This window comes from Alteromonas sp. H39, assembly GCF_047556435.1.
Classification (GTDB): Bacteria; Pseudomonadota; Gammaproteobacteria; order Enterobacterales; family Alteromonadaceae; genus Alteromonas.
In genome coordinates, this window is the sequence record NZ_CP180210.1 from 4,124,117 (window position 1) to 4,148,460 (window position 24,344).

Here is a 24,344-nt window from a genome sequence, read left to right on the forward strand (position 1 = left end):
ATTTGTATGTTCAGAAACAGTTACCACGACATCTCTTAATGCAGATAAGCACCAAGCTTTCAGCATCAGCATGGATTAATACCGTACCGCCTATAGTATGGAGTGCGTTTTTCCTGACAATAGATTACTGTAAACAAAAAAACGTTGTCTGGCTTTCTATGTCTTCACTTCTTACTTCGCTGTCCGCACTGATTGAGCTTTCCGTCGCGCCGGTATTTTTGCTGGCCGGTATTGCCGGATTTCTGAATGTTATGTCAGGTCGTCTGGGACGAATCTCCGACCGTGTCCGTGTCGCAGAGCGTCATGTTCATACACTGACCGATGATGATGAAGCAAAAAAAATTCGCCGCGAAGAGATCCTGGTATTGTGGCGCCGGGTGAAAGCCATCAACTGGGCTATCGGGCTTTGCGTGTCGTCAGGGCTGATGGTATGTAGTGTGATTATGAGCCTCTTTGCCGGTGAACTGTGGCACATAAATCTGCGCTTACTGGTGGTCACGCTGTTTATTCTGGCAATGGGCCTGCTGATCTTGAGTCTGCTGGTATTTCTGGCTGAGGTGCGCTTAGCCACGCGAACCATCAATATCGTTCGCACCATCCGGTAACAACGCCTAGTCAAGGGAAGCGTGTTTACGAGTCAGGCTACAGAATACCGGACTTCACAATGGAGGAGTTTCGCTACCTGTCAGCAACACGATGTGCTGGTTCCGGCCAGAACTTCTGCGAATAGGCGAGACAAACAATGATCAGGGCGGGGGCGAATAATACAACACATCAGACGCCCCCTGCGCGCAAGGCGATATTGACGGCAGTACGCTTCCTGGTCATTTCCTGATAAAGGCTTCGCAGTTATCCGACATTCTGCAACAGGAGCTGCGCCTGCTGTCGCGTCCCTGCGTTCGCCTCGCCAAACCCGTGATAGTTCTTGCGTTGCACAAACTCAAAAAACACACCATCTACTTCACGGGTATAGCAATGGAAATACACCCCGTCACGCATCCTGTCCACAAGAATGTTTCCTGCTTCCAATTTATTCAGCAGTCCTTCCTCAACGTCGCCGTGCCGCCTGATGCTCTCGTAATAGGTAGCTGGAATGGGCAAAACCACACCGGCGTCCAGTGCGCCCGCGACAGCAAAAATATCATCACAGATAATAGCCAGGTGCTGCATACCGGCAATACGCTGAGCACCAAAAAGGCCCGGAAATGCTGTGGGCACCGATTTACTTAACACAATGTTATGTGTCACCCTGCCGGTTTGATTTTGCGCGGTACGGGATATCACAATGCCCATCGGATCACTGATATCTGGCATCGCGGAAATCGTAAGGCCCAACAGGGTTCTGTAAAACAAATTGGTAGAAAGAAACTCACTGAAAGGCACATAATCTGCCATGTGATCAATATGCAGCCTGCCACCAGGCCTGGTCTTGCCTGACGGGGCATGGACCGGAATAAAATAGCGTTGAAGCAGACTGCAAAATTCCTCTTCAGATGAAAAGTATACCAGTTTCCCACGGTTACTTTTTATTGCCGGCAGCGGCAGTTCCCCAGCGTGTAAGTTCGCCTGATAAGGAATAAAGCCATATTGCCGGGCGCGCACTACCATCTCTTCAGGGTCGCGACAAAAATACCCAATTGCGCAGCTGTCATTGCCGGTGGTCACATGAGATGCCTGCGCGAAACTGTCCGGCTCGCGGTTTACCACAAACGACATGTTCTCAAGCTGGTAAACGTCAACATCTTTAGATTTATGCTGAAACGTCTTTTTAAACCCTACCGATTGCAGCAAAGGTAAGAAGTGGTTGTCTCTGGGGTCAACTGCCAGTTCGATAAATCCAACATCTTCCACACACGGTTTGGGTAGAATACTCAGATGAGAATCATCCCACAGCGGCTCCGCGCCCGGCCGATTTTCCACTCGCTGTTCATCAAGCCACAGTAAGGATCGGCCGCCATCAGAGGCAATCAAATCGCAAGAAGCATTACGCATCTCATCGTTAAAAATCTCCAACGAGGCATACTGGTCGTAACCCGTAGCCATCAGCGCATCAAAAAAGTCATTCAGGGGTAACTGTCCCTGTCCGGGAAAACATCGGTAGTGACGACTCCATTGAATTAGATCCATCTGCATCCATGGCGCATCCGCGAGCTGAACCAGCGTGATCTTCTCTTTGGGAATAGTACGAAGGGTGTTGAGCTCGCTCTTACAGGCAAGAATATGAAACGTATCCAGTACTACGCCCAACGCAGGATGGTCAGCAAGCTTCACAATGTCCCATGAAGCCTGATACTCATTTACGTGTTTGCCCCAGGATAACGCTTCATAGCCCACTCTGAAGCCTTGCTGACTGGCAATATCTGCCAGCGATGCAAGATCATCCGCAGCCTGACGGGGAGAATTAATGGTCAACTCTGATACATTGGAGCATACCAAAAGCGTGTCGGTTCCCAGTTCTGCCATAGTCTCAAACTTGCGTTTGGCGCGTTCCAGATTTTTTTCACGGTGGGAGACGGGCATGGCTTCAAAATCGCGGAACGGCTGCAACGCAATAATTTTAAGGTGAAGATCGCGCGCAATCTTTCCGACCTGAGCAGGCGTATACCCCGATAGCAGCAAGTCGTTTTCAAAAATTTCAACACCCTCAAACCCAGCACTGGCGATAGCAGCCAGCTTTTTCTCCAAGTTTTCAGACAAGGAGACCGTCGCAATAGACCGTTTCACATTAACAACCCTGTTAAAAAAACTGTCGTATATCAGGCAGAACTTCATGGCTTACGCCCGCCTGACACGTAGTAGTTAAAATTAAACGAACAGGACAGTGTAGACGTGTTAGTGGTGTTGTTGTCCTTCAGACAGGCTAACTACAAGGCGACGGATTGACATTATTTTATTGTCGCAGGAGCCTGAACCGAGTCTGTCCTGATATGTCGAATCATCCAATTACTCGCCAACCGTCAGACTTCGGGCAGATAAGGGATTGGCAGAGACACTGTGTCCTTGATCTCTGCCGATGAAAAGAGCGGGAACCAGCCTTTCCATTGTTCAAAAATAAGCCAGTGGTGCACGTATTGTCAATGTTTAAATAGTAAACACCCGCTAAAATGCCACTGCAAAAATCTGTAAAAGGCGGGTTAATCAGGCCGCATCATGACCGACTTTTGCTCTTCCGTAACGGTAAAATAATCTCCGGGCCCGCCCCCACGCATCAGCGGCTCTGCCAGTGCTGTCTGATATACTCCATCTTTAAGCATTGCCTTATCAATATGCACGCCGGTTACCTCGCCAAACACCATCCAGGTATTGCAGGCATTACCACCTTGATCCGTTAGCCGGATTATTTGCGTTTTACGACATTCCATGACTACCGGACTTTCGGCGACGTGCGGCACGCTGATAGTTGAGGAAGAACGTTTTTCCAAACCGGCAAGGGTAAACTCGTCTTCATCTGCATCCACCATCGCACTGGTTTTGTTCATCGCATGCCCCAGCGGCACGGTTACCAGATTCCAGCAAAACTCACCGGTTTGCTCGATGTTTTTCAGACTGTCTTTATAGCCTACACTGGCAAAGCCAATAATCGGTGGCGTGTAATTAAACGCGTTGAAAAAACTGTAAGGCGCAAGATTCACGTTGCCTTGCTTATCCTGTGACGATATCCAGCCAATCGGGCGTGGCGCGATAATCGCGTTGAAAGGATCATGAGAGAGATTGTGGCCTGTCGCCGGTTCATAAAAGTGATACTTCACAACTTTTCCTTACATATTTTTTGGTTTGGGCAAATCGCATTATGTATTTACTCTGTCGTCATTCTTGCTAACACTGACTGCGTAACGGAACCAGTGTAGTCTGGCTGCTCAGTTGCTCTTCTGATTACGCTGTTCCGACGCGATAAATTCACGCCTGCCTGTTTCAATTTCTGCCCGGTTACTCTTTAGAAAGATCAATACCGTAAAAGGAAGCAAGCCGATCATGCTTCCCCTGGCCGGATAACGTCAATCCCATAGAAGAACCAGCGAGACACAGGAGGTTAGGAGTGAGATGTGTTTTAGCCCGTGTGATAAAAAGCAAGAAGTGCGTGAATCTTTAAGGTGAGCAGATAGTCACCATACCAGCATTTCACTCACTCCTGCCAGCATTGCGGGCTTCGCTGCTGATATGAGCTGATTGCCCGCTTCCCCCGTAAAACTCAGGCGGGCTATAAGAGAAAAAAGGAGCAGTGGCAGTTGGCGTTGCTAGCTGCTCCCCTACGGCTTAATTGTAGGTGATGACTCTAGTGGTTGTTTCGATTAGCACACTGCGGCATCCGGGGTCATCTCTGCGACACTTCCCTCCCATCCTGTTGCTAAAGGTGTCACCATTTTTGCTGTACATACTGTAGATGCCGGCATCCATGGCTTCGTCCAGGCTCATTCCAGTTACGGTAATCCGTTCTATCTCTTTAGGCCCTCTCTCTTTTACCAAAATGTTCGTTTTGTCATCGCCAGCATCAGCCAATACCATGGCTTTACTATCTTCCATTGCTTGCCAGGTATTCGGAAACGATTGCGGAGTCACCGGGGTATTCGCTGTAATCGTTTCAATCAGCGAATCTACGTGAGGGTGCTCCAGCTCGACGGCTTTCGCTAACCATTTATCGGTTTCTTCCAAAGATTGAGAGGGCGAGCCTTCATCACCAAAGTGGCGTACCAGAAAATAGGCCGCGTTTGCAGAGTCAAGATACGCTGCTTGTTTAAGGTATTTTATTGCGCGCTCTGGGTCTGACCGACGCAGCAATAAACCTGCTTTTAATGCAGACTCAGGATCATCAAACGTGGCGCCAAACTTGAAATAGCGAAGCGCTTCTTCCTTATTCGCTTCGGTTCCATAGCCCACCAGATACATAGTACCCAATATGCCTGCCGCGCTGGCATGGCTGCGCGCATACTTCTTGTATTCCTGAAAGTATTCTGTGCACTTCTGAGTATTGCAGGCTTTGAAGTCCAGCTGAGGGACGGCCTTTGCCACACCAGAAACCAGCAAGAGAGAGGCTGCGATGAAACGGGCTGAGATCATAATTCGCTATCCATAGTTTGACTCATTATTGCTTTAGCCTAGACGATGGAAACTTAACCAAAACTGAACACCAATATTCGGGGCGGCCAGTACATCTGTTTCCCTTGTGAACGGCGGCTGCAGACAGCGACTAATGAGACACGGTGCGAATCACGCTATTTTCGCACCCTCTTTTAGCCTGAATGCGTGTTACCCCGGCAGCACTTCGAATACCAGCACGTAACTCCCCTGACGACGTTGTGCCGGGGCCATGGCCTTGTTGTCCTCATATTCGACATCCAGAAAGTACATTCCGGCTTCGTCAATGTTGAGTGTCAGTGACCCGTTAGCATCGGTTGTCATGGTGTCTCCTGATGCTGTGTCCCGATAGCGCTCTCCACCTTTTACCAGCGTCGCTTTCGCACCTGCAGCCGCATCGCCGCCCATGCTAAATGCAAAGGTCGCGGGCTCGCCCGTGTACACGTCGTTTGGATGAGTCCCGCCAGAGAGCACCAGGCCTTTCCCGTTGGTATGCAGCAATTCGAAGCTGGGTGCACCGGATGTCACAAACACGTCGGCCTGAGAGTAATAATCGACGACCTCTACATCGGTCGCATTATCTGGCAAAGCGGCTTTCAGAGCGGCGGCGTCTCCGGTCTTGCCACGTCCAGGCCAGCGATGTGTTTCACCATCAGGCGTTTTCCAGCTTGCCCGTAGCGAGGCAAACTTCATCCCGACCCAATAAGTGCCATTTTGCTTGAGAGTTAAATCGAACACCGAGCGATAGCGCAGTTTATGCGCGGCTTCCAGAGCGACGTCTGTACCATCAGGCGCAGTTGCAGAAATGCGCGTAAGTGGCATCGCAACGTGATCGGGCACGAACATTTGATTCGCAATAGCCGCATCGAAAGTGATGGTCTCATCCTGGCCTGACACCGCAGTAACCGACGGTTTTATCCACATTCTGTGCGCATGGCTTGCGGTACTTGTCATCAATGCCATCGCAATCGCTGGGATCATTAGCTTTTTCATTTATCTGTCTCCATGATTAATGCTACAACACTGATTTCTGATGTGCCCTTTGCGCTTAGGGTTTGTGAGTCAGTGACTGGAAGTGAGAAGGTAATATCAACCACTTCACGCCCCCCCAGCTCTCTGGCCGCTTCAACATTCAGCTGATAACTACCAGGCTCCAGCGACGCCAGCGCGTCAGTGATGTCCAGCAGCTCAGTTCCCGGGCGGCGGGTTGCGCCACTGACACCGTCTATGGGGAACGACAGGCCGCGCCCACCTTTGCGCCACCATGTTCGTAAATCTTTAAGCCATTTTTCGCCTTCATTGTTTTTCAGGTCGGTGTCGTACCACAGAGCGATATCTTTGACCCGTTGCCGGTTTTCATCAGATATCCACACGGCTACGTAGGGTGGGTGGTATTCCGCAACAGCAAGTCGGGGCAGACCGATCTCAAGGGTCGTGGCAGCCTTGGCATGCGCGGGCAAAATAAACAACACCGGAAGCACGAGACCCAGTGCAATAAGAGGCCAGGTAGACTTACGTCCCTTCGCGTAGCGTTTAAGCAATAAAAAGCCGGTAATGCTGAAAACAATACAGGCCACAGAAAACACATCCATAAACAGGCGCCATGAAATCGGCGTATTCCGCCCTTTGTGAAGATCATTGAGATAAGCAACCATGCCACGGCTCGCGCTCTCCATAAAAAAGTCACCGGTTTCAGCATCTATCGAAAACCAGCGGTCAACGCCAGGACCAGGCATCGCCACATAAAGTTCGTACTGGCTCCACTCTACTGACATGCGCGGCGGTAAAGACTGACCGGTACTGGCCCGGTACCAGTCGCGAAACTCAGGGGTAAAGCCCTGATTAGCAAACACGGTTGCGCGTATGTTCTCAGGTACTACCAATGCCCATTCTTTTACGACGGGCTCACTGGGAATTTTTTCAGCATGGTTTAGAGTGATCCCTGTTGCTGCGAAAAGAAGCATGCCGGCAAGGCATATCGCCGAGCTAACCCAGTGCCAGTTGCGGATGTTTAATACATATCTTTTGAATAAAGGCATCAATATATTGGACCTTGTTTCATGCGCCGGATTCATTTTTGCTTCGGTCAGAATACGCGCAGAGAGAAAAAGCAAAGAAAGCGGTTTACAGGCAGCCGAAAAGTATTACAAAATAAATGAGAATAATTATTATTAAGGATAATCTTAAGTAAGCTAAGGGACAAACGCTTTTTGCTTAAGATTACATTCAAACAGGCTTTATAATTATGAATGTTAAATTACTACGCTCTCTACAGGTTTTCGTCAAAGTAGCAGACACTGGGAATATGAGCGTGGCAGCAAAGTCGTTGCACATGACGGTGTCAGCGATTTCTCAGCAGTTAAGGAAGCTGGAACAGGACATTGGTCTGAGCTTATTCAACAGAAATACCCGCAATCTCAGTCTGACTGAAGCGGGTGGCATTTATTACCGCACCAGTCTTGAACTACTGAGCACCGCGGAGCGCGCGCACAGAGAAATCGAGCAACTGCAGCTGGTTCCCACCGGTGAACTGAAAATCATAGCGCCTGAAGGGTTTGGAGGCGGTTTACTGAGTCAGCCACTTTACACACTGACACGCGATTTTCCTAAAATTTCGATTTCACTCACCGTAACCGATGAACCAACAGATATCATTGCTTCCGGTACGGATTTGCTGATTTGCTTCGAACCTATGTCAGATTCAAACTATACGACCTGGCACCTGGCGACATGGGATCGGCTTCTGTGTGTGGCAAAAGGACATCCGCTGGCAAATGCCGAACTGAGCAGTCCTGAGGATTTGGATCCCCATTGTCATATTGTGCACCGTCACATTGAAGACTACATCGTTCGCGGGCCGGATAAGCGTGAGGTGCCTTTACCAAAAACCCGTCTTGACGTGAATTCGATGCAGACGATGATCCAGCTCACCAAAGATGGTATCGGTTATGCTGTATTGCCAGAGCCAGAAATCAGACACTGTCTGGAGGACGGTACGCTGGTGCAGATTCTGCCACAGTGGCATCTGCCCAACTACAATGTCTACGCCGTTACGCCCAAACAAGAGTCAGTTCCGGCAAAAATTCAAACTGCTATCGCGTGCCTGCAAGACTGGTTTTCAACGGTATAATGGGCACCCGTTTCGGTTAGGATCTGAACATATTGGTGAGCAGTCTGAAGACACCAGAAGTGGCGCTACCGGAGCCGGTGTGTATCACGCACTACACCGGGGTATTCTCACAACGTAGAACGCATCGCATCAAAGAGTACGCCCTTAGTTGCAGCTAAGGGCGTACTTATTTTCGGTGTCCCGTCCTTAAACACACAAACAGTGTTTAACGTTAAAAACAGAACGTCGCTGTTACAACATCATCTTGCCTGAGTTATGGGCAACTGCCAGCAAACCAGACTTCCCCATCCAGTGACGACAAGGTGCTATTTCCCCACGTTGAGCCGCTTAGCGGATCGTCTGAGCCTTCGGCAAAGTAGTCAGGAAAATAATAATTTCCGGTGCTGTACGCGCGACCCGCGACCTTATGGTAGTAATTGGCAGTGGTGTAGCTGGCACATTCATCACTATCGCCGTCATCGCCGCCCGTACCCGGATCGCCCCCCGTACCTGGTGACCCGCTGCAAGCCTGCACCGGTCCGGCACAACTGTTGTCGTCGTCCTGCCACTGGCATTGCACAGTTCCTGTGGCAATTTCATTGAGTTTGAAAGGGTCTGAGGCGTATTCCAGATAGCAATTGGAGTAGTTGGTGTAATCCAGCCGTCCAGCTGCTATATGTGCATCCAGATTCGCAGTAACCCCCGCGTCAACCGTAAACGTCAGTGTTTCGGAAGAGGACAGAGTCGTGGCATCGGTTGCAGTAACAACTGCGCTTTGTTGTCCGCCTGCCAGTTCACAGGCCGAGGCTGTAAAGAAGGTTCCCGAAACTGTCGCGCTAACCGTTTCTGTCGCGAAAGCCACGGTAACAGAAGACAGGTTTTGATTGATGTCGACGACTTCACCGTTAACCTCTGCACATTGTGCCGACACCACAATCTGCACGTTACTGAGTGTTGGCGCGGTCTCTGGCGGTGGTGGCCCAATCCGGATACTGTCAGCGACCGTTTCCGACGTGGCGCCCTCATTATCAGTCGCGTTAACACTGACAAAATACAGCGCGTCAGGTAGCGTTGCTGTTGTCAGACTAAAGGCACCATTATTCAGGCTTTGTGTGTCGTATTGATAAAGGTTATCGGCATCATCGCGAAGCTGAACAAAAACCGTATCCACGCTGCCGTCAGTATCGCTGGCCTGCCCGGAGACAGTGACCTGACTGTTACTCTCAGACAGCGTTAACGTAGTGACCTGCGGCGGGGTGTTTCTGTTCACTCTGGCATTGTTTTCTAGAAAGTATTGCCCCAGATACATCGCATAATTAATACCGCTGCCGTTAATGTATGAGCCGGATGCGCCCTGTCCGCCAGACCAGGCATGATCGATACCATTTAACCAAATCATTGATACCCGTCCGTCTTCCCATAAGTACTCTTCTGCTATACGGGAGCCACTACCAATAACTGAAGAACCGGGCAGTTCAGCCACGCCATACACTGCAGCCATGCCCTCTGCGTTCTGGCGGTTGTAGCACTGATCAACGGTAGTGTCAGCGTCTCCATGAGCAATAGATGCCACCTGGGTATCCAGCGCGCCACTGTAGCTTCCAGCATACTGCTGACAACGCTGAGCAACATTTGCATATTCACAACTGCCGATAGCCCCGCTTGAGCTAGTCCCAATACTTGGGCCTGCACTAACGCCCACACCGGCAAAGATATCGGGCGCAATACATGCTGTGGTGTTGGCAAAGGCGGCACCGGATGACAGTCCCGCAATGTATACCTGGTCGGAATCAATGTTATAGGCTGAATTCGCACTCAGGGTGTTCGCCAGCGCGATAAGGTTCTGGTAATCCCCACTGTTACGGGATTTTGTTCCCTGCCAGTATGACCAGCAACTGAACCCGGCTTTATTCATCGCATCAGGCACGGCGATCACCATGCCGTAAGCCTCTGCGGCATCTTCCAGGTTTGCCGTAAGGTAGGCATTTATCGATTGGGTGCATCCATGCAGTACCACCAGCAAAGCTCGTCCGTTTCCTACCGACGATACGCCATCCGGGGTATAGATATGTACGTTGTTGAAGCCACCGACAGACTGATTATTCTGCCAGCTTCCTGCATAGCTTAAGTGGGCTATCAGGCCCAGCCATACCAGGGAGATCACTCGAACTACATTTTTCATTGCACGCCCTCGCGTTAACTAAACGTGAATGAATTGTTGTATTTTTGTTCACTCCTGGCTCTAGTACTATCGTACTGCGGTGCGCGTAAAGGTCCGCTGGGCTTGAGTTTGACACACTGATCTGACCATTAGCAGAAACGTTGAGGTCAAAGCGGGGTCAGGCACTGACACTCGACCAGCTAAAGGGTGTCAGTACTTTATTTACGAGTTCGCCTGAGCGCCTGCCACGGGGTTTATATCGATAGACTTTACGCGCATCGTGCTTGGATGTATCTGACTGTCTGGATGCTTCAACCGGGGCGTACGGCCGGCGCACCTCAACATGACGGCGCCTTCTGTAACGAGAAGGGGTAGCAGAGGAAGAAAATGTCATGCGGCGCTCCTGAAATGCAGTTGTTAACCTGATAATTCTTACGCCGCATGGGTGGGGTTAGATTCTGTCTCAAGAAAGTTTAATGTTGGCTATCCTGATCCTTCAATGTTGTTCTCGTAGCACAGCATACGAAGTTTGCCAGACGTCGTTATAGCGTGACTGTTTTACCGGTTTTCGCTGCGTTAAATATAGCAGTTACAATTCGAATATCCCGTTGCCCCTCTTCGCCTGATACCAGTGTCGGACCGCGTCCCAAAATTGCCAGCGCATCATTGTCCATCTGCAAGGTTTGTTGCATTCCCTCAATTGCAGGGAAGCGTCTGCCATCACTGGTCGTCGCTACCACACCGGAGTAAGACTGCATGGGTTGGAGCTGGTAGCTTCCATTTTCACAAGTGGCTTTTAAACGATTAAACGACTTCACAACACTGGTACCGCCATCCGCCACCAGCCCATCTCCGAAATCCAGCGTAAACAGCGTGGTATCGTCGACTTCTTTAAACGCAGGATGCTCTTTCAGAATTTGTCCGGTCACCGCGACTGGCTCGCGGCGGGTGATGAATCTGGCACCATTGATGGCGTACACGCCCATATCGTAAAGCGCACCTCCCCCCATGGCTTTCTGCATTCGCCAGTTATCCTGTGGTAAGCCGTTCCCGCCATAACCGGCGAAGCTCTCCAATGCGGTTATGTTGCCGTAAGGCGTAGTTGAGGCATATCCGGCCAGCCTGCGCGTGTTAGGCTCATGCTGCATTCGATAGCCAATGGACAGCATCACATTATTTTTATTACAGGCGTCGATTATCGCCTGACACTCTGCCTCGTTCATCGCCATAGGCTTTTCACACCAGACATGCTTTCCCGCGTTAGCCGCTTTGATGGAGAAATCTTTGTGCGTCCCGGTTGGGGTGACCACATAAATAACATCAATATCCGGGTTATTCGCGATCTCGTGCATTGTATCGTAGGAGTACACATTCTTATCCGGGATCCCGTGCTTTTGCTGCCAACTCGGTATCTTTTCCGGGCTGCCTGTAATAATGCCGCGTAACTCACAATGCTGTGTCGACTGCAACGCCGGTGCCAGCAAATTGGTGCTGTACCCGCCGAGCCCAAGCAAAGCAACACCCACTTTGCGAGCTGGCGTTGCTGCGTGAAGTAGCGGGGAGGTCAGCAATGCGCTGGCCCCCATCAACTGCATAAAGTGACGGCGGGTTAACCCTGACATAACGGTCTCCATAACAAATGCTTTAAGGCGTAGAACGAATGATTAAGCCACGTAAAGGCGACAGTATTAACACCGCGCCCACTCGATTATGTATGGCTGCGCGATTTACCGTTTTACGCAGTTTACCCGCAGCGTTGTCATTATTTGTACTACGATACGATCTTAGTAGAGGATTAACAGTGTTCGCTGTTTATGATTTATTCACCCCAAATGGCGAATTATCGTTTTTTTAAACAAACTACTAATCGCTTTTATCCCACTTCCGCGTAGTGAATAACAACTCAAAAACAGGAGAGAAATATGAACATTGCGGTAGTTTTTCACAGCGGCTACGGCCATACCAAGAAGCTGGCAAACGCATTCTTTGAAGGGCTGAAGGCACATGACAGCGCGACACCAACATTAATTGAGATTAATGAAGAAGGAGAGATTACTGATGATGAGTGGGGTGTACTGGATGATGCTGACGCCATTGTCTTCGGCTCTCCCACTTACATGGGTATGGCTTCCTGGCAGTTCAAAAAGTTTGCGGATGCGTCCAGTAAGCGCTGGTTCGAAGATAAATGGCGCAACAAACTGGCCGGTGGCTTTACCAACTCTGCGGCTATGAATGGCGATAAACACTCTACGCTGCATTATTTCATTACGCTGGCCATGCAGCACGGGATGGTGTGGGCCGGTATGGGTATGAAGGCCGCGAACACCAAAGATGCCAAACGCGATGACATTAACTACGTTGGCGCGTTTTCTGGCCTGATGGCGCAATCTCCGCAGGATGCCTCGGTGGATGAGTCACCCACTCAGGGAGATCTGGATACGGCAAAAGCTTACGCCGACCGAATTGTGGAAGTCACCACGACGTGGGCGAGTAAGTAATCACGCTGTATCCAATTGTCATTAATGGCAACTTGAGATGTTGTAATTTTTCAATAAGAAAGCCCCGCAAGCATCGCTTACGGGGCTTTTATTATTGTTTTCAGCGTTACAGGGGCGAAGAGGCCTTAGTACTTACTACCCTGAAAACTCAACGTTCTGCCATCTTACATCCTGACGGCAGAAGTACTTAGAAACGGGTGTTGTACTGCACACTAAAGATATGCGCTGAAGCATGCTCTGTAGCTGTCAGGTCGCTGACGACTGTACCCAACGCTTCTGTTTGCAGCGCCCGCTGCTGACTTACGTTGGCATCACGGCCTTTCAGATACGCATAGCCAGCATCAATGGTGCTGTCTTCATTCAGCTGATACGTAGCACCTACCGTTACCCAGTGGCGATCGGTATCAGGGATGCTCAGCGAACGGTGAGCAAACGACACTGCACCTTCATCGTAGGCATAACCTGCACGCAGGGTCAGTTCGTCGCTGTAAACGTATGTCGCACCGACACTCAGACGCCAGGTATTCTCAAAATCTTCCTGTTTGATGAGCAAATCCATACCGCTTTCCAGTTCGGCTTCCAGCTTATCGAAGGTGCTCCATTCGGTATGGTTTGCACTGGCCTGCACAGACCACTTCTCATCAATACGGTGATTGACGGCAAATTCGGCAATCGCAGCCAGATTAAGCCCCAGCGCGCCGCCCTGGTTTAATGCCGGAATAAGGTCGGACTCGACATCGCCTTCCAAATCCAGTTTGGTTTCTGCGCGATAGCTCAGTGCGATGTCTGTTTGCTCACTGGCTTGCCAGAACACACCCACGTTCCAGCCATAGCCCCAGTCATCGCCTTCCAGACGCAATATGGTCGCGTTGCCGGGAACAGCGCCCTGGCTGATAGCGCCAATCGCTTGTGGCGTTGCCGTACCAATCTCGGCTTCTGCGTAGGTAGCGCTTAGTCCCAGGCCGATATCCAGCGTGTCAGTCAGGCTGTACGATACCGCAGGGTTAATCGTCATGGTGATCACTTCTGCGCGATCAGCAAAGTGCAGCGCATTAAAGCTGTCACTGTAGTCTGTGGCCAGACCGTAATTGGCAAATACACCAAGACCTACTGACACTTTTTCGTTGATTGGGCGGGTATAAAACGCCGAAGGAATAACCGCGCTTTCGGCGATATCGTCTTCGTTCGCTTCCAACGGAATTTGCGCATCGCCAACAGTTGTAACAACGTCACCCTTGATATCTACGTTTGGCATGATGTAGTTAAGCGCAAAACTGAATTCAGCTTCATCAAACTGAGAAATGGCTGCCGGATTGGTCGCCAGAATTGAGGCATTCTCAGGCGTTGCCGCCTGACCCGCGAAAGCACGGCCAAGGCCATTCGCACTGTGTTCATTTACCTGAAAGCCTGCCGCCAGAGAAGACGCGGACACGGTACCAAGTGCGATACATACCGACGTTCTGAGTAACAACGTTTTATTCATAAACCACTCTATTGATGGGGTGCAGCGTACTGCACGAAAAATGGATAGCAACGCATTTCCCTCCGGGATACTTACGTTGCCAGGACACGTTTTTATGATACGGCGGCATTCTACTGGAGGGTCAGACCAGGTTTCAATCTACACACCGACAAAACTGTTAACTTGGTCGCTATTTTTGACATTTTCGCAACATTTGCGTATTAAATTCATACTTTTCGCGCATTTATCATACTCCTGACTAACGTCATTTTGCACTTTGTTACAAAGCTGACGTTAACAGATTGCCAAGAAGCGCGTAGGCTGGGAACTTAACAATAAAAACGCAAAGGAATGACCATGCTCAGTATCAACGGCCTCACTAAAACGTACCCCAATGGGGTGAAAGCGCTTAACGGAATTAACCTTGCGATTCCCAAAGGAATGTTTGGGCTGCTGGGTCCAAATGGCGCGGGAAAGTCATCACTGATGCGAACCATCGCAACGCTGCAGACACCGGATACCGGTACCATTCAATTCAATGACATCGACGTTCTTGCTGATCCGAACGGGCTACGCCAGCGTCTGGGATACCTTCCCCAGGATTTCGGCGTGTATCCGCGTATCAGCGCTGAAAAACTGCTTGATCACCTGGCAGTGTTAAAAGGAATAAGCAGCAAATCAGATCGTAAAGAGGCCGTAGAGAGCCTGCTGGTTCACACCAACCTGTGGCAACACCGGGATAAGGCAGTCAGTGGCTACTCTGGCGGTATGCGTCAGCGTTTCGGAATTGCGCAGGCTCTGCTTGGCGATCCTGACCTGATAATTGTGGATGAGCCCACTGCCGGACTGGACCCTGAAGAGCGCAACCGCTTCCATAACCTGCTGGTAAGTCTGGGTGAAGAGAAAGTCATTATTCTTTCCACGCACATTGTTGATGATGTTTCTGAACTTTGTCCGAAAATAGCAGTGCTGGGGCAGGGTCAGATTCTGCTTGAGGGTAACCCGGTAAGCCTGACACACGAATTAAAAGGACGCATCTGGCGCAAGCAGGTCAGTCAGGATGAGTACCGGGAACTTGAGCAACACCTGAACATTATTTCCGCTCGTCTGATTGCTGGCAAACACGTTATTCATGTGATGGCAGATACCCCGCCGGAAGGATTTGAGCAGGCCCCGGCTAACCTTGAAGACGTCTATTTCTCTACGCTGCATAACAGCCGCGCTGCGACAGCCGCGTAAGGAGATCAATGATGTTTTTAAACAGCCTGACTTTTGAATGGCGATATTATCTTCGCCAACCCTCTTTTTACGTCACCATGCTGGCGTTTTTCCTGCTGCCCTTCATGGCAACAACCACTGACAATGTCCGCATTGGTGGCGGCGGTAACGTGCTGTATAACGGCTCGTTTTCGATTACCCAGACAACCCTGATCATGGGAATTTTTGCGCTGTTTCTGCTGGTGAACTTCGTTTCCGGTACAGCTACGCGCAATCATTCCAGTAACATGGGGGAGCTGGTCTACACGCGCCCCATTACGCCGATATCCTATCATTTAGGGCGCTTTTTCGGCTCAAGCCTGGTAAGCCTCTTAGTGTTTGCCATGGTGCCGGTTGGCATTTTGCTGGGCTCGTTGATGCCATGGGTCGATCAGGAACGGATAGGGCCAACCAATCTCAGTTTTTACCTGACAACGTTTTTCTATTTCTCCGTGCCCAGTATGCTGGCGCTCGGCATGATTTTTTATGCCATTGCACAACGCCTTCGCTCTATGATGGCAGCGTATCTGGTGGCTATGGGAATTTTCATTTTCTACCTGATCAGCGGTGTTGTAACGTCCGAGCCTGAATACCGGACTATTGGCGCGTTGCTCGACCCCTTTGGTCTTCGCACTTACGCCGAGATCACCCGCTATTGGACGGTATTTGATAAAAACACCGCCGTCGTCTCGCTGGAAGGGGTACTACTGCAAAACCGGCTGATCTGGTTGGGGATAGGCGCGGTAATTCTGGCCACAGTCGGTAGCATTTATCAGATGCGCTGGCAGCAGAAAACCCGTAAAGAGAAGCCATCTAAAGCATCAAAGCTTGCGCCCCCGAAAAAGCTTAATTTAACAATAAAGGCTGAAGACGGCGGTCAGTTTGGCAAGCTGCTTACCCGCATCGGCTTTGAAATGCGACAGGTGATGTTCAGCCCGGCGCTAATCGTGCTGATGATCTTCACCCTATTTAACCTTTCTGCGTTGTATTTTGTGCCCATTGGTGGCATCTACGGTACCCCTGACTGGCCGCTGACCTACAAAATGGTAGAGTTCATTCGCGACAGTTACGGGTTAATGATGCTCATCGTTATCACCTATTACAGCGGCGAAATTGTCTGGCGCGAACGTGGCTCCGGCATGGGCGATATTGTCGATGCTACACCGGCTTTCAATCTTGTGTTCTGGGTGTCCAAGCTGTTAGCGATGTGGGCAGTAACCGCCCTGCTATTCGCAATCGGCATTGCCTTCACCATTGTCTTTCAGGCCACACAGGGCTACTTCGACTTTGATCTCAGCACCTATCTGACCGGCGTATATTTCGTCTCCTGGGTACCCTGGGCATTGCTGGCCGTACTGGCGTTCTTTATTCAGGTATTAAGCCCGAACAAATTTGTCGGTATGCTGCTGTTTGTCGCCTACTTCATTGTCAGTCTGGTGTTTGCCGAACTGGGTCTGGAACACCACATGTGGAGCTTCTCTGACGCCCCGCAAGTGCTGTACTCGGATTTAAATGGCTGGGGCTGGTTCTTAGGTCCATTCGCCTGGTACATGCTGTACTGGACGGCACTGTCGCTGGCGTTGTTCACGATTGGTTATGCCATGTGGCAACGCGGCCCGGAAGTCTCACTGAAACATCGCTTCAAATTATTGGGTTATCAGCTGGGCTCCTCCGGAAAAGCCGTACTGGCACTCAGCCTTATCGTGTTTGTGCTAACCGGTGGCTATATTCATTACAACACCAAAGTGCTGAACAACTACCTTACTCAGGATGAGGGCTTCGAACTTCAGGCAGAGTACGAGCGTAAATTCAGCCAGTTTGAAGACGATATTATTCCGGTAGTAACCCGGGTAAATGCGAATGTAGACATCTTCCCTGAAGCGCGCCGTATCGAAGCCTCTGCAGATATCACTATCAGTAATCCGTTCGATACGCCGATTACCCGCTCGCTGATTTCGATTCCGCAGTTTACCAGTGAATGGGATGTCACTGTTCCTGGTGCCAACATTTCAGAGCGCTTTGAGGACCTTTCCACAGCGTGGATGACTTTCGACGAGCCGCTTGAGCCTGGCGAAACACGAGACGGCACTATCACCGTATTGCGTGAGCATAAAGGTTTTAAAGACGGGAATTTTGATTTGCAGGTCGCGGAAAACGGTACCTTTATCAATAACTATTCGCTGTTCCCCTCGTTCGGGTTTAACGCCCAGTATTTAATTGCTGATCGCCACGAACGCCGCAAACGCGACCTTCCGGAGCGCCCCCGCGCTTACAAACTGGAGGACACTTCTCGTTACGGCGAAAGCGGCTTCGGCAAAGGTGTCACCTTTATCGACTTTGAGACCACGGTATCCACCAGCGGTGACCAAATAGCCATCGCGCCAGGATACTTGCAAAAAGAGTGGCAGGAAGACGGGCGTAACTACTTCCATTACAAAATGGATGCGCCCATCGTAAACTTCTTTTCTTACCTCTCAGCACGACATGATGTGAAACGGGATGTGCACGATGGCGTGAATATCGAAGTGTATTACCACCCTGAGCACTATTGGAACGTGGATGTGATGGTGCAGAGCGTGAAAGATTCGCTGGATTACTTCACCGACGCCTTTGGCCCCTATCAACATCGTCAGATGCGTATTATCGAGTTCCCCGGATACCGCTCGTTTGCACAGAGCTTTGCGAATACAGTGCCTTATTCGGAAGAAATTGGCTTTATTGCTGATCTGCGAGACCCAGAGGATATCGACTACGTGTACTATGTAACGGCGCACGAAGTGGCTCACCAGTGGTGGGGACATCAGGTAGGTGCTGCAAATGTGCAGGGCCAGTCGATCATCATCGAAAGTTTGTCACAGTACAGTGCAATCATGGTGCTGCGCGAACGCTTTGGTGAAGAAAAAATGCGTCGCTTCCTGAAGTACGAACTCGACCGCTACCTTCGCGACCGTGGCGGCGAGCTGATTGAAGAAATGCCGTTTATGCGCAGTGAAAACCAGCAGTACATTCACTATCGCAAAGGCTCTGTAGTCATGATGGCGATTCTCGACCGTTTAGGTGAAGAGCGTGTGAACACGGCACTGAAAAACTTCCTTAATGAGTATAAGTTCAGTAACAGCCCGTACCCCACTACGCTGGATCTTCAGGCCGCACTGAACGCGCAGGCCACAGAAGAAGAGCAGCAGTTTATCGCTGACTTGTTTGAGCGCATCACACTGTATGATCTCAAAATGCTGTCAGCCGATGCTACAGCAACCGACACCGGTGAGTATGAGGTAACGATGACGGTATCGGCAGCCAAATACGAAGCTGATGGTGCCGGTCGCGAAACTGAAGGGGAAGTCGAGGAGTACATCGATATCGCGCTGTTCACCGGCGATCCGGAGGATGTGTCAGGCGATACGAAAGTGCTTTATAACCAAAAGCACAGGCTGACAACCGGCGAGAATACCATCACGGTAACAGTAAGTGAAAAGCCGGCCTACGCAGGCGTAGACCCGTTCGTCAAAATGATTGACCGGGACAGCGGTGATAACGTGATCCAGTTGTAAGCTGTCTGGTAGCAATAACACACGCTACCCGGCCAGCATCACTACGAACCTGAAAGGGACTGGTGGTGTTACAACGATGGCTAACGTGTCACAACACCAATAGTAAAGCGGTACGCACGTACCGCTTTTTTTATCCGATAAAACGAACCAGGCACTTTATTTCAATAACCTCAAGGTGTCCGCCTTTTCATACTGTCTTTATGATACGTTGTTCCAAACCCTGCGGGCTCATACTGCTGTAGGGCCGGTCTTTGTTGTGTTTTGTGTCTAACTGTATGAGATAGCCACAGATTGCGCTTATTAGCACAGACCTCTGGCTGACTGGCAGCCCGCACCTACTGAGCTTACGCAACTTGCCGCTTCCGGACTGGAACGTGCACAGGACGTCGCCGGTATGCCAAACGAGTAAATTCTGCGATCCGCGCGCCCGCCTTCGGCGCGCTCCCACATCGCACACAATCTTCAGCCACATCGCATAGTAAAACCTTTGAAATCCATAGATATTACTTTTTATACCCACGAATAACTTTCCTGACCACATGTTCAAAAAATGTTCATGCAATCGACTTATTTCTGTGTAACGGTAGTACTGCGAATTCCACGGAGCCTGCTTTAGCAACAGAGGGCTCAGCAGTAGATGGAATAGCGACGCCTGATAAAAACAGGCCTCTAACCAAGACAGGAAGATTCATGAGAAAATCGATAACAATGTTAAGTGCGCTGATAGGGATGAGCTTAAGTGCTCAGGTTAGCGCTCAGGTAGAGAACGGAAATTTCGAAAGCTGGAGTGGCAACACGCCGGATAACTGGACCACCATAGATTCTGGTATCAGTGTCGCTGAGTCCTCAAACAGCTATAACGGCGCTAGCTCGGCTGCCGTTACAGTGAACACAGATTCGCAGAGCTCTACTGACTTGCGACAGTCAGTCAGCGTCAGTGCAGGACAAAGCTATACGTTCATCACCTGGGTATACCACACCGAAGGCGGCGTGCGCGCCCGTTTATACGTTGATGGCTATCAGGGCTACTCTACGCCAACGCTAACCGGTCAGTGGCAACAAGTCAGCTACAATTATACGGCAGGTAGTACCGGCACCATTGAAGTGGGTTTGCGCTTTTACGATGTTTCAGGCTTCGATGGGTCAGAAGTGGTCTATATCGATGCTTTTGAGCCAACCACATCCGGTGGCGGCAGTACCGGTGGGGGAGGCTGCAGCACCAATGGTGGTGAGCTTGCGCTGACTACCGATAACTACGGCGGCGAAACCAGCTGGCAAATCACCAACAGCAGCAGTCAGACAGTGGCATCGGGCGGCAGTTATGCGTCAAACACCACGTACAGCGAAGCGGTGTGTCTGGATGATGGCAGCTATACCTTTACCATTAACGACAGTTATGGCGATGGCATCTGCTGCTCGTATGGTTACGGGAGCTATAACCTGGTTATCAATGGCAGCTCTGTTGCTTCCGGCGACAGCTTTGGTGCTTCAGAATCGACATCGTTTACCTTGGGCGGCTCTGGTGGTGGCACCGGCGGTGGCTCGGATCTTAGCGGCTATTACGCCAGTGCTGACGGCCTCACCGGCTTTGCACTGAAATCTGAACTGCACAACATTATCGACAGTCACAGCACCCAGAGCTACTCCGCATTATGGAGCTTCTATTTGTCATATGGCCGCGATACCTATTATGAGAACGACGGCTCCATCCTGGATATCTACTCTGAGAATCCTACCGGCAGCGATTCGTTTACCTTCACGGCCGGCAGCGATCAGTGTGGGTCGTACAGTGGCGAAAGCGATTGCTACAACCGCGAGCATGCCTTCCCACGTAGCTGGTTTGGCGGTGCGGTGTCACCGATGAATACTGATGTACATCATATCTTCCCGACAGACGGTTACGTGAATGCCCGTCGCAGCAGCTATCCGTATGGCGAAGTCGGCAGTGCATCTTACACGTCATCAAACGGCTCGCGGTTAGGCAGTGCGGCTTCTGGTCTGGGTTATTCCGGTACCGTATTCGAGCCTATCGATGAGTTTAAAGGCGATATCGCCCGTGCGTATTTCTACATGGCAACACGGTATGAAGACGTGATAGCTGGTTGGCAGAGCCAGAGCAGCTACGGTGATGCCGCGCTAAACGGTAGCAGCAACCAGGTGTTTGAAAACTGGTTTTTGAATATGCTGCTTAGCTGGCACGCACAAGATCCGGTAAGCCAGAAAGAAATAGACCGCAATGATGCCGCTTACAGCTTCCAGGGCAACCGCAATCCGTTTGTGGATCACCCGGAACTGGTTAGCGAGATTTGGGGAAATTAATTTCACCTTAAACTCGGAAAAAGCCGCATAACAGTAAGCAATAGCGGGCAGCAGATGTTGCCCGCTCTGTTTTTCAAATTCTATGATAAGTCAAAATATCGCGCTTCGACCGATATCCCAGGTGCGCCTTCCTCCGCTTTACTTCCCTCATTGACCGAGTGAAACTGAAAGAAAAACTAGACAGAGCTATGGACAACAACCTGTCTGAAAAGACCGAAAAGCCCTCTGCGTCAGCGCCTCCTCGCGGCGCACTCAATATTCTGAAAAACTATTTTCAGTCCTTTCGGAAGCGAAGGAACACCGTCAGAATAAAACGCACGTGGCGTGAGCGATTTGCCTTGCTCACTTTTTCACAATGGACCTATTTTGCTGCATTTATCCTTTTCCTCTTTACTAACGAAAATGGTAACTGGGAGAGCTCAGGCATTGTGTGGGTGGGGCTTATTGCGGCTATCGGCTTAAGTCGCGAGATCTGGCATTTGTTCCATCGTATTTGGCACACCATGCTGGGCAAAGGGGTGCTTTTGGTTTTATATGCCGCCACAGCGAACTTTGCATTGGCGATGGCGGCGATGAAAGTCAACATTATTGCCGGCATAGAGCCCACCCCCCTTAAATTCACACTGGGCTTTACCACCCTGATCATGTTGCCAATGTGGATTTTCATTGCCAGCGTACTGATGTCCAGCGTATTACTGATGGTAGGAAACCTATGGCTTCTGCTAGCCGGACTTTTGCGACTTATCCGGATAAAGGTTCGCGTGCACTGGGAAGATCAGTCATTTGCCTTCACCTCTATGGTACTGCGTATCATATTGCTGCCTATTGTCATATCCGCACTGTATCTGGTTTCGAAACCTTATGTAGAGCAGGTGCTTACTCTGAACATCCCACTGAAAATTATTCGGAGCGATCTGACTGAGGAACAATTAGAAGAATTACGAAATCTGGATGAGGCGGCCCGGGCAGCCAGACTAAAGGAGTTTGCTGAGCAGGACCTCGTTGAGATAAGACTATCGGCAGAACAGGCGCAAGCTGATGGCAGCGAGCAAACTGCAGAAGACCTGACACCGCAAGCCGTGACAAATGGCTTTATTGATAAGCTGATCGCCGCGTTTATTTTTCATATGGAAACCTATCCCTTCTCTTCCTGCGCCAAGGAACCGTACCAGCGAGTACTGACTATTGACGATTACTCTATGCTGGTAGCTGAACCTGATAACAACAATGCATTAGGGTACTCCTTTTCCATCGCGGCCTGTCGCCCCGTATATGGTGAAGGAGACGACTGTAGATTGACAAAAATGTATCATACTCAATACAAAGTAAATCACTGATTTTACTTGAGTTAGATTTTCATCTAAAAATAAAAGTATCATACTTTGTGTAATTTGCACTCTATGTCGCTCAAATATTTAAACAAAAAAGTATCATACTATATAAAATAATCTGAAATACGATCCAGACTACTTTCTTTTGAAAAAGAGGAGGTTAAATTTTTAAGGTGAGACTTGCGCTTCCGTGGCAGCTTTTAAAAGAGCATCCCAATCATCCGGGGGATTGCCTGACTTTAGCATCTTTGCGAACACTTTGTAAGCATCTGTTTTGCTGTCATAGGCTCGCTTATTTCCTTCATCATTGACCCACGCATAAACGATAATTTTGGATTCGAGATGGTATCGAAAAAACAGCCGATACTGCTGAAAGAACTTGGCTCGAAACCAGTGTTTATTATTGTCGCCTAATCTCTTCCCTTGGCGATATTCGGGTAATGTTGGGTCCTGAGGAATAATTTCATAGGCTAGTTTATGGATAGCCGCTAAGCGTTTTGTGTCATTTTTCTTGGTATAGCCTTTCGGCTCTTTTGCCTTTAACACTTCGACTTTCGCTTTCAGTATTTGATACTGCTCAGCAAAAAGAGGATGGGTAAATAGCGTCCAGCCGTTAACTACCATCGGGACGTTATTAGGCAAATTTACTCATCCTCATCAGACAGCGCTGCATCCAAGTCAATATCGACGTCTGCAACCAGCGATGCCACGCTTTGACGCATACTGGCAGTCAGTGGTTGTAGCTTTTCAGGGTGCTTCTGCATATCAACCGCCAAGAAGGATAGAAACTGATCCAGCACAGGATCACCGTCCTCTGCTTCGAAGCGCTTCATAAGCACACTGCCATCAGATTGGATGACATATTTAATCTTATCTTTCTTACCCAAATGCAAAGCCTGACGAACAGGACTTGGCACTGTGGTCTGAAAACGGTCTGTCAATGTTGATTCTGCTTCTAATGCCATTTGTGCAAGCATAATGGTCTCCACAGGTTTACGTCACGAATATTTATATTTTAAACACAAAACAGAGGTAATGCAAATGCATTACCTCTTATGAAGAGCTAAATGACGCTCTGTTCGCTTAGCGCTGAAGGATGGGACTTGCCCCAAAACTTCAGCAAGCTTAGAGCGAAAGACATGGGTGTAGATTTGCGTAGTAGAAATATCAGCATGACCTAACATTTCTTGCACATGTCGCAAATCAGCACCGTTATCCAGCATTGTCGTAGCTGTAGCATGACGAAACAAATAACAAGAACCAGCTCGTTTGATACCTGCTAACATAACATAACGAGACACCATATCTGATAACTTATTGGGCTTGAACCGTTTGCCATTGTTCGCCAAAAACAATGCGCTCCCTGAGCTTATAAAAGAAATGGGTGGTCTGATTTTACTCAAATAGCACGTAATCCATTCACAGCCACGAGTGCTAATCGGCACAATCCGTTCACAGTCACCTTTGCCTTTGCGCACGCGCACTTGCTGCTCATTTAAATCAACATCATCATTATCTAAATTAGCAAGTTCTGTACGACGAATACCTGTAGCAAATAGGGTTTCCATGACGGCTCGGTCACG

General features: G+C 49.7%; 18 protein-coding genes. 7 read left to right on the forward strand and 11 right to left on the reverse strand.

Annotation, left to right across the window (positions count from 1 at the left end; genetic code table 11):
* Positions 1–38: 38 nt before the first annotated feature.
* Positions 39–605, forward strand: a complete 567-nt coding sequence (locus tag ACLBLI_RS18000; protein ID WP_414828909.1) for a DUF2721 domain-containing protein — start codon at positions 39–41, stop codon at positions 603–605.
* A gap of 244 nt (positions 606–849) precedes the next feature.
* On the opposite strand, the gene ACLBLI_RS18005 is transcribed toward ACLBLI_RS18000, so the two are convergent.
* The 5 genes from ACLBLI_RS18005 to ACLBLI_RS18025 form a co-directional block, all read right to left on the reverse strand.
* A complete protein-coding gene (locus ACLBLI_RS18005) occupies positions 850–2,724 on the reverse strand; it encodes a TIM barrel protein (RefSeq protein WP_414828910.1) in 1,875 nt (624 codons plus the stop codon).
* 410 nt (positions 2,725–3,134) lie between these two features.
* The gene (locus tag ACLBLI_RS18010; protein WP_414828911.1) at positions 3,135–3,749 is read right to left on the reverse strand and encodes a flavin reductase family protein; all 615 of its coding nucleotides are present in this window, start codon (positions 3,747–3,749) and stop codon (positions 3,135–3,137) included.
* A 505-nt stretch (positions 3,750–4,254) separates the two neighbouring features.
* Positions 4,255–5,055 (reverse strand): tetratricopeptide repeat protein, encoded by an 801-nt coding sequence (locus ACLBLI_RS18015; RefSeq protein ID WP_414828912.1) that lies wholly within the window; start codon positions 5,053–5,055, stop codon positions 4,255–4,257.
* 189 nt (positions 5,056–5,244) lie between these two features.
* Positions 5,245–6,066 carry a DUF4198 domain-containing protein gene (locus ACLBLI_RS18020; RefSeq protein ID WP_414828913.1) on the reverse strand — a complete coding sequence of 274 codons (822 nt, stop codon included), beginning with the start codon at positions 6,064–6,066 and terminating at the stop codon, positions 5,245–5,247.
* On the reverse strand, positions 6,063–7,112 hold the full coding sequence (locus ACLBLI_RS18025) for a PepSY-associated TM helix domain-containing protein (RefSeq protein WP_414828914.1): 1,050 nt from the start codon (positions 7,110–7,112) through the stop codon (positions 6,063–6,065). The genes ACLBLI_RS18020 and ACLBLI_RS18025 overlap by 4 nt, the downstream gene beginning before the upstream one ends.
* A gap of 206 nt (positions 7,113–7,318) precedes the next feature.
* On the opposite strand from ACLBLI_RS18025, the gene ACLBLI_RS18030 reads away from it, so the two are divergent.
* Positions 7,319–8,203 carry a LysR family transcriptional regulator gene (locus tag ACLBLI_RS18030; protein WP_414828915.1) on the forward strand — a complete coding sequence of 295 codons (885 nt, stop codon included), beginning with the start codon at positions 7,319–7,321 and terminating at the stop codon, positions 8,201–8,203.
* Between the two features lie 253 nt (positions 8,204–8,456).
* On the opposite strand, the gene ACLBLI_RS18035 is transcribed toward ACLBLI_RS18030, so the two are convergent.
* Together ACLBLI_RS18035 and ACLBLI_RS18040 are read right to left on the reverse strand one after the other, a co-directional pair.
* Positions 8,457–10,364 (reverse strand): alpha/beta hydrolase family esterase, encoded by a 1,908-nt coding sequence (locus ACLBLI_RS18035; protein WP_414828916.1) that lies wholly within the window; start codon positions 10,362–10,364, stop codon positions 8,457–8,459.
* Between the two features lie 521 nt (positions 10,365–10,885).
* Positions 10,886–11,965 carry a Gfo/Idh/MocA family protein gene (locus tag ACLBLI_RS18040; protein WP_414828917.1) on the reverse strand — a complete coding sequence of 360 codons (1,080 nt, stop codon included), beginning with the start codon at positions 11,963–11,965 and terminating at the stop codon, positions 10,886–10,888.
* A gap of 300 nt (positions 11,966–12,265) precedes the next feature.
* Here ACLBLI_RS18040 and ACLBLI_RS18045 point away from each other — a divergent pair, with 300 nt between their 5' ends.
* Entirely contained in the window at positions 12,266–12,841 is a 576-nt protein-coding gene (locus ACLBLI_RS18045) for a flavodoxin family protein (protein ID WP_414828918.1), read from the forward strand.
* A gap of 187 nt (positions 12,842–13,028) precedes the next feature.
* Here the strand turns inward: ACLBLI_RS18045 and ACLBLI_RS18050 are convergent, their stop codons facing one another.
* Positions 13,029–14,324 carry an OmpP1/FadL family transporter gene (locus ACLBLI_RS18050; RefSeq protein ID WP_414828919.1) on the reverse strand — a complete coding sequence of 432 codons (1,296 nt, stop codon included), beginning with the start codon at positions 14,322–14,324 and terminating at the stop codon, positions 13,029–13,031.
* A 336-nt stretch (positions 14,325–14,660) separates the two neighbouring features.
* Between ACLBLI_RS18050 and ACLBLI_RS18055 the strand changes: the two genes are divergently transcribed.
* From ACLBLI_RS18055 to ACLBLI_RS18070, 4 genes are all read left to right on the forward strand, one after another.
* Positions 14,661–15,542: an ABC transporter ATP-binding protein gene (locus ACLBLI_RS18055; RefSeq protein WP_414828920.1), complete on the forward strand. Its 882-nt coding sequence runs from the start codon at positions 14,661–14,663 to the stop codon at positions 15,540–15,542.
* Between the two features lie 11 nt (positions 15,543–15,553).
* Entirely contained in the window at positions 15,554–19,111 is a 3,558-nt protein-coding gene (locus ACLBLI_RS18060; RefSeq protein ID WP_414831001.1) for an ABC transporter permease/M1 family aminopeptidase, read from the forward strand.
* 690 nt (positions 19,112–19,801) lie between these two features.
* Positions 19,802–21,430, forward strand: a complete 1,629-nt coding sequence (locus ACLBLI_RS18065; protein ID WP_414828921.1) for an endonuclease — start codon at positions 19,802–19,804, stop codon at positions 21,428–21,430.
* A 158-nt stretch (positions 21,431–21,588) separates the two neighbouring features.
* Positions 21,589–22,767, forward strand: a complete 1,179-nt coding sequence (locus ACLBLI_RS18070) for a hypothetical protein (protein WP_414828922.1) — start codon at positions 21,589–21,591, stop codon at positions 22,765–22,767.
* Between the two features lie 162 nt (positions 22,768–22,929).
* Here the strand turns inward: ACLBLI_RS18070 and ACLBLI_RS18075 are convergent, their stop codons facing one another.
* The 3 genes from ACLBLI_RS18075 to ACLBLI_RS18085 all read right to left on the reverse strand — a co-directional run bounded on the left by ACLBLI_RS18075 (position 22,930) and on the right by ACLBLI_RS18085 (position 24,329).
* Complete coding sequence (locus ACLBLI_RS18075; RefSeq protein ID WP_414831002.1) at positions 22,930–23,385, reverse strand: type II toxin-antitoxin system YhaV family toxin; 456 nt, start codon at positions 23,383–23,385, stop codon at positions 22,930–22,932.
* Between the two features lie 20 nt (positions 23,386–23,405).
* Positions 23,406–23,738, reverse strand: a complete 333-nt coding sequence (locus ACLBLI_RS18080; RefSeq protein ID WP_414828923.1) for a type II toxin-antitoxin system PrlF family antitoxin — start codon at positions 23,736–23,738, stop codon at positions 23,406–23,408.
* A gap of 69 nt (positions 23,739–23,807) precedes the next feature.
* A complete protein-coding gene (locus ACLBLI_RS18085; RefSeq protein ID WP_414828924.1) occupies positions 23,808–24,329 on the reverse strand; it encodes a tyrosine-type recombinase/integrase in 522 nt (173 codons plus the stop codon).
* Positions 24,330–24,344: the final 15 nt, after the last annotated feature.

Coding starts and splice junctions, on each gene's coding strand:
- ACLBLI_RS18050 (WP_414828919.1), bottom strand. CDS start 14,324: ATGAATAAAACGTTGTTACTCAGAACGTCGGTATGTATCGCACTTGGT.
- ACLBLI_RS18085 (WP_414828924.1), bottom strand. CDS start 24,329: ATGGAAACCCTATTTGCTACAGGTATTCGTCGTACAGAACTTGCTAAT.
- ACLBLI_RS18040 (WP_414828917.1), bottom strand. CDS start 11,965: ATGTCAGGGTTAACCCGCCGTCACTTTATGCAGTTGATGGGGGCCAGC.
- ACLBLI_RS18065 (WP_414828921.1), top strand. CDS start 19,802: ATGAGAAAATCGATAACAATGTTAAGTGCGCTGATAGGGATGAGCTTA.
- ACLBLI_RS18000 (WP_414828909.1), top strand. CDS start 39: ATGCAGATAAGCACCAAGCTTTCAGCATCAGCATGGATTAATACCGTA.
- ACLBLI_RS18035 (WP_414828916.1), bottom strand. CDS start 10,364: ATGAAAAATGTAGTTCGAGTGATCTCCCTGGTATGGCTGGGCCTGATA.
- ACLBLI_RS18055 (WP_414828920.1), top strand. CDS start 14,661: ATGCTCAGTATCAACGGCCTCACTAAAACGTACCCCAATGGGGTGAAA.
- ACLBLI_RS18025 (WP_414828914.1), bottom strand. CDS start 7,112: ATGCCTTTATTCAAAAGATATGTATTAAACATCCGCAACTGGCACTGG.
- ACLBLI_RS18060 (WP_414831001.1), top strand. CDS start 15,554: ATGTTTTTAAACAGCCTGACTTTTGAATGGCGATATTATCTTCGCCAA.
- ACLBLI_RS18045 (WP_414828918.1), top strand. CDS start 12,266: ATGAACATTGCGGTAGTTTTTCACAGCGGCTACGGCCATACCAAGAAG.
- ACLBLI_RS18075 (WP_414831002.1), bottom strand. CDS start 23,385: ATGGTAGTTAACGGCTGGACGCTATTTACCCATCCTCTTTTTGCTGAG.
- ACLBLI_RS18015 (WP_414828912.1), bottom strand. CDS start 5,055: ATGATCTCAGCCCGTTTCATCGCAGCCTCTCTCTTGCTGGTTTCTGGT.
- ACLBLI_RS18020 (WP_414828913.1), bottom strand. CDS start 6,066: ATGAAAAAGCTAATGATCCCAGCGATTGCGATGGCATTGATGACAAGT.
- ACLBLI_RS18030 (WP_414828915.1), top strand. CDS start 7,319: ATGAATGTTAAATTACTACGCTCTCTACAGGTTTTCGTCAAAGTAGCA.
- ACLBLI_RS18080 (WP_414828923.1), bottom strand. CDS start 23,738: ATGCTTGCACAAATGGCATTAGAAGCAGAATCAACATTGACAGACCGT.